Origin of the sequence: Sinomonas sp. G460-2 (genome assembly GCF_047759905.1) — a bacterium.
Taxonomy (GTDB): domain Bacteria; phylum Actinomycetota; class Actinomycetes; order Actinomycetales; family Micrococcaceae; genus Sinomonas.
The window spans coordinates 1-4,599 of record NZ_JBKZWT010000288.1; the positions used below are offsets into that span (position 1 = coordinate 1).

General features: G+C 69.4%; 6 protein-coding genes. 3 read left to right on the forward strand and 3 right to left on the reverse strand.

From position 1 onward, the window contains the following. Positions 1-179: 179 nt before the first annotated feature. Positions 180-323: a hypothetical protein gene (locus tag ACLN58_RS18200; protein WP_415856654.1), complete on the forward strand. Its 144-nt coding sequence runs from the start codon at positions 180-182 to the stop codon at positions 321-323. Positions 324-434: 111 nt separating this feature from the next. Here the strand turns inward: ACLN58_RS18200 and ACLN58_RS18205 are convergent, their stop codons facing one another. From ACLN58_RS18205 to ACLN58_RS18215, 3 genes are read right to left on the reverse strand one after another with little or no spacing between them, the layout of a single operon-like run. Continuing rightward, on the reverse strand, positions 435-1,637 hold the full coding sequence (locus ACLN58_RS18205) for an acetyl-CoA acetyltransferase (protein WP_415856655.1): 1,203 nt from the start codon (positions 1,635-1,637) through the stop codon (positions 435-437). After that, positions 1,634-2,338: a CoA transferase subunit B gene (locus ACLN58_RS18210; RefSeq protein WP_415856656.1), complete on the reverse strand. Its 705-nt coding sequence runs from the start codon at positions 2,336-2,338 to the stop codon at positions 1,634-1,636. Before ACLN58_RS18210 ends, ACLN58_RS18205 begins: the two co-directional genes overlap by 4 nt. Before the next feature lie 40 nt (positions 2,339-2,378). Next, complete coding sequence (locus ACLN58_RS18215; RefSeq protein WP_415856657.1) at positions 2,379-3,110, reverse strand: CoA transferase subunit A; 732 nt, start codon at positions 3,108-3,110, stop codon at positions 2,379-2,381. A 156-nt stretch (positions 3,111-3,266) separates the two neighbouring features. On the opposite strand from ACLN58_RS18215, the gene ACLN58_RS18220 reads away from it, so the two are divergent. After that, complete coding sequence (locus ACLN58_RS18220) at positions 3,267-4,073, forward strand: IclR family transcriptional regulator (protein WP_415856658.1); 807 nt, start codon at positions 3,267-3,269, stop codon at positions 4,071-4,073. After that, positions 4,070-4,599, forward strand: a 530-nt coding sequence (locus ACLN58_RS18225; protein WP_415856659.1) for a LacI family DNA-binding transcriptional regulator, incomplete at its 3' end; no start/stop codon positions are given. The genes ACLN58_RS18220 and ACLN58_RS18225, both read left to right, overlap by 4 nt.

A 4,599-nucleotide genomic window follows, 5' to 3' on the forward strand; every position in this document is an offset into this window, starting at 1 on the left:
ATCGAGGCGGCCCAGTCGTATGTCCTGCGCGTCGCCAGGCTCTACGATCGGCCGAGTCGCGGAAAAAACGGAGACATAGTCCGGAATAATCCCGGGGGCAGCGTCGTTGGAGTAGATGAATCCACCGGTGCAGCCGTTTCTATGGCGGCGCCATCCCCCCTGCCCGAAGGAGGAACACCATGTCCCTTTTCACTGTCCTCGCCGTCCTGATGGTTGCCGCCATGATGGTCGTCCCCGTTGCGTGGGAGTTCCTCTCCTCGGACCGCCGCGCCGAACGCGCGGCGGTCGAGTGCGCGTCGGCCGACGCCGAGGCGAACGCCTAACCGCACCGGTTGCGCCGCCTAACCCGCTAACAGACAGCAGTGCCCCGGCGGTCGACCGCCGGGGCACTCTTGTCTTTCCACGCGTTAGACCCACGGGCTAGACCCCGCGAGTCAGACGGCCTCGAGCACGCTCACGTAGTTGGCGATGCCGACGCCGCCCATGTTCTGGACCGCGGCGCGGCGGGGGTTCGCGAGCTGCATCGCACCCGCGGTACCGGTGAGCTGCATCGCCGCGATCACGTGTTGGGAGACGCCCGTCGCGCCGACGGGGTGGCCTTTGGCCTTGAGCCCGCCGGACACGTTCACCGGGAGCCTCCCGCCCCTGTAGACCCAGCCCTCCTGGATCGCGCGCGAGCCCTGCCCGGCCGGGGTGAGGCCCATCGTCTCGTAGATGACGAGTTCGGCGATCGTGAAGCAGTCGTGAACCTCGGCGAAGTCCAGGTCGCCGAGCCCCACGCCGGCCATCGCGAACGCCCGCTCCCACGAGAGCCGCGTCCCGGCGAACGCCGTGGGGTCGCGCCGCTCGGCGGGGAGGAAGTCGTTCGCGTGCCCGAAGCCTGCGAGACGCACCGGAGAAGTCGCCGCCCCGGCACCCGGCGCGACGGACAGCACGACGGCCGCGGCGCCGTCGGACACGGGCGAACAATCGGTGCGCCGCAGCGGATCGGCGACCATCGGATTCTTCTCCGAGACGGTCCGGCAGAACTCCTCGCCGAGGTCCTTGCGCAGCTGGGCGTAGGGGTTGTCGACGCCGTTGCGGTGGTTCTTCGCCGCGATGGACCCCAGTGCATCGGGGAGGGAAAGACCAGCCACGGGCCCGTAGCGCTTCTCGTAGTGCTTCGCGACCTCGGCGAACAGCGCGGTGAACCCGGCCGACGACGATTGGCCGGCCATGTCGTAGTCCGCGCCCAGCAGGGCCGCGCCGACCTTCTCGGCCCCGGCCGGGGTCATCATTTCGGCCCCGATCACGAGCACGTTCCTGGCGGTGCTGGCCAGGAGCGCCTTGACGCCCTGCTGCACCGCCGCGGACCCTGAGGCGCACGCGTTCTCGACCCTCGTCGCCGGGACGCCGGCGAGGTCCGGGGAGAGCTGGAGCGCGAGCGAGGACGGGAACGCGAGCGGGACCATCCCGGCGTTGAACTGGCCCACATACACCTCGTCGACCTGCCCCGGCTCGAGCCCCGCGTGCGCCAGGGCCTCGCCCGCGACCTGCACGATGAGCGATTCGAGCGTCTCGTCGCCGAGCTTGCCGAAGCGGCTGTGGCCCCACCCCGTGATGAGGACGTCCTTGCCGAACTGTTCCTTGAGGCTCATGCGAGCGCTCCTTCCTGTGCTTCGTCAGCGGCCCCGGTTTCGAGGACGACGGCGAACGGCGCCCCGGTCTTCTCCCTCACCTCGGCGAGATCCACGCCTGGGGCGAGCCGGCGCAGCGCGAGGCGAGGGGCGCCGTCGTCGTCTGTTTCTTCCGCCTCGGTGACGTCGAAGACCGCGAGGTCCGTCACGATGCGATCGACGACGCGTTGTCCGGTGAGCGGCAGCGTGCACCTCTCGACGATCTTGGGCGAGCCATCCTTCGCGACGTGCTCGGTGAGCACGACGATCCGCGGGGTGCCCGCGACGAGGTCCATGGCCCCGCCCATGCCCTTGACCATCTTCCCGGGGATCTGCCAGTTCGCGAGATCGCCCTCGGCGGAGACCTGCATCGCCCCGAGGACCGCGACCTTGACGTGGCCGCCCCGGATCATATTGAAAGAAATAGAGGAGTCGAAGATGCTCCCGCCCGGCAGCACGGTCACGGTCTGCTTGCCCGCGTTGATGAGGTCGGCGTCCTCCTCCCCCTCGTACGGGAACGGGCCCATTCCGAGGAGACCGTTCTCGCTCTGCAGCGTGACCCGTACGCCCTCGGGCAGGTTGTTGGCGACGAGCGTGGGGATGCCGATCCCCAGGTTGACGTAGTCGCCGTCGTTCAGCTCTTCGGCCGCGATCGCGGCCATCTCATCTCGTGTCCACGGCATCGTGGGCTCCTCCTTGTGGTTTTTCCGTTGCTGAGACGGGCTACGCGCCAGCCGCAACGGCGGCGACCGCCGCGGGGCGGGGGCGCACGGTGCGCTGTTCGATGTCCTTGGCCCGCGGGCGGGACTGCACGAGGTGCTGGACGAAGACGCCGGGGGTCACGACATGATTGGGATCGATCTCTCCGATGCCCACAATCACCTCCGCCTCGGCGATGGTCACCTTGCCCGCCGTGGCGACGACTGGATTGAAGTTGCGCGCCGTGTGCCGATAGACGAGATTCCCCTCGGTGTCCGCCGTGTGCGCGTGCACGAGTGCCACATCCGCGACGATGCCGCGCTCCTGGACGTACAGCCGCCCGTCGAACTCCTCGTGCGGCTTGCCCTCGGCCACAATCGTCCCGACACCGGTGCGCGTGTAGAAGGCGGGGATCCCGGCACCGCCGGCCCGGAGCCGCTCGGCGAGCGTGCCCTGCGGGACGAACTCGACCTCGAGCTCCCCCGCGAGGTACTGCTGCGCGAAGAGCTTGTTCTCCCCCACGTAGGACGCGATCACCTTGCGGAGCTGGCCCGACTCGATCAGGATCCCCAGGCCCTTCCCGTCCACGCCCATGTTGTTCGACACGACCGTCAGATCCCTCGCGCCGGAGTCCCTCACGGCCTCGATGAGGTCCGCGGGGATCCCGCTCAGCCCGAAGCCTCCCACCGCCAGGATCGCGCCGTCGCGCACGGCGGAGTCCACCACCTCGCGGGCGCCTTCACTCACCTTTGCCACACCGACCTTCTTCCGTTCACCACTTTGTGGACAGCCTTCCCTTCCAGCGAAGGTAGAGAAATACCGGCAGGCTAGGCAATGGTCGGGGAGCCCGATCGCATACTGTGGACACGAGGCACCAGACTGTCCACAATATGAACGGTTGAGGAGGAGGCCATGATGAACGGCAAGGCAGCTGTCCCCGGGACCCAAGTGGTCGGCAGGGTGGGCCGACTCCTGCGCCTCGTGGGCAGCAATCCGTCCGGCGCGTCGACCACGTGGCTCGCGCGCGAAGCGGGCCTCACGCGCCCGACGGCGCATCGCCTCCTCGCGTCGCTCGCGGCGGAGGGGCTGCTCGACACGGACGCACGGTCCGGCGACTGGGTGCTCGGGACCGAGCTGTACCTCCTCGGGTCCATCGCGGCCTCCCGCTTCTCCTTCGAGGAGCTCGCACGCCCGAGTCTTCGCCGGCTGGCCGAGGCCTCGGGCGAGAGCGCCTTCTACAGCATCAGGCAGGGAAGCGAGACCGTCTGCCTACTCCGCGAGGAGGGAAGCTTCCCCATTCGCTCCTTCGTGCTCCGCGAAGGAGTCCGCTTCCCCCTCGGGGTCGCGTCCGCGGGCCTGGCTATGATGGCGTTCCTCCCGGCCCGCGAGCAGGAGGCCTACCTGAGCCGCTGGAGCGAACACGCGGGCGAGTTCGCCGCAGGGCACACCGAGGCCACGGTCCGCCAGGAGCTCGAGCAGACCCGCCTGCGCGGCTATTCGGTCAACCCCGGGCTGGTCCTCGAAGGAAGCTACGGCATGGGCGCGGCAGTCTTCGACGGCAATCGGAACCCTGTGGGAGCCGTGTCCTTCACGGGAATCGAGCCGCGCTTCCGGGCGGACCGGCGGGGACTCCTCGGGAAGCTGCTCATGGAGGAAGCACACCGCATCAGCAACAAGCTACTCGCCCAGGCACCTGAACGCGGTAGTCTCCGAGAATGAGCCGCGCCAACAGCCTGTCCGCGCCGTCCCACGCCGCGCTGCCCCACGCCGCGGCGAGCATCCGCGACGTCGCGGAACTCGCGGGCGTCTCCGTCGGCACGGTCTCCAACGTGCTCAACCGTCCGGACATCGTCCGTGCGGCGACGGTCGAGCGAGTGCACGCGGCGATCAAGGAGCTCGGCTTCGTACGGAACGACGCCGCGCGGCAGCTCCGAGCGGGCCGCTCGACGACGATCGGCCTCGTGGTGCTCGACGTCCGGAACCCGTTCTTCACGGACGTGGCCCGCGGCGCCGAGGACGAGGCAGGCCGCGACGGCCTGTCCGTGGTCATGGCCAACAGCGACGAGTCGCCGGACCGCGAGGCCGCGCACGTCGACTACTTCGAGACGCAGCGCGTCCTCGGGCTGCTCATCTCCCCCATCGGCGATCTCGGCGAGCGCCTCGAGCGGCTGCGCGCAGCGGGGACGCCGGCCGTTCTCGTGGACCGGGTCGCCGGGTCGCGCAATCTGAGCTCGGTCGCCGTCGA

What these genes read in the sequence shown, in the direction of transcription:
- ACLN58_RS18220 (WP_415856658.1), top strand. Translation starts at nt 3,267, where the DNA reads ATGATGAACGGCAAGGCAGCTGTCCCCGGGACCCAAGTGGTCGGCAGG.
- ACLN58_RS18200 (WP_415856654.1), top strand. Translation starts at nt 180, where the DNA reads ATGTCCCTTTTCACTGTCCTCGCCGTCCTGATGGTTGCCGCCATGATG.
- ACLN58_RS18205 (WP_415856655.1), bottom strand. Translation starts at nt 1,637, where the DNA reads ATGAGCCTCAAGGAACAGTTCGGCAAGGACGTCCTCATCACGGGGTGG.
- ACLN58_RS18210 (WP_415856656.1), bottom strand. Translation starts at nt 2,338, where the DNA reads ATGCCGTGGACACGAGATGAGATGGCCGCGATCGCGGCCGAAGAGCTG.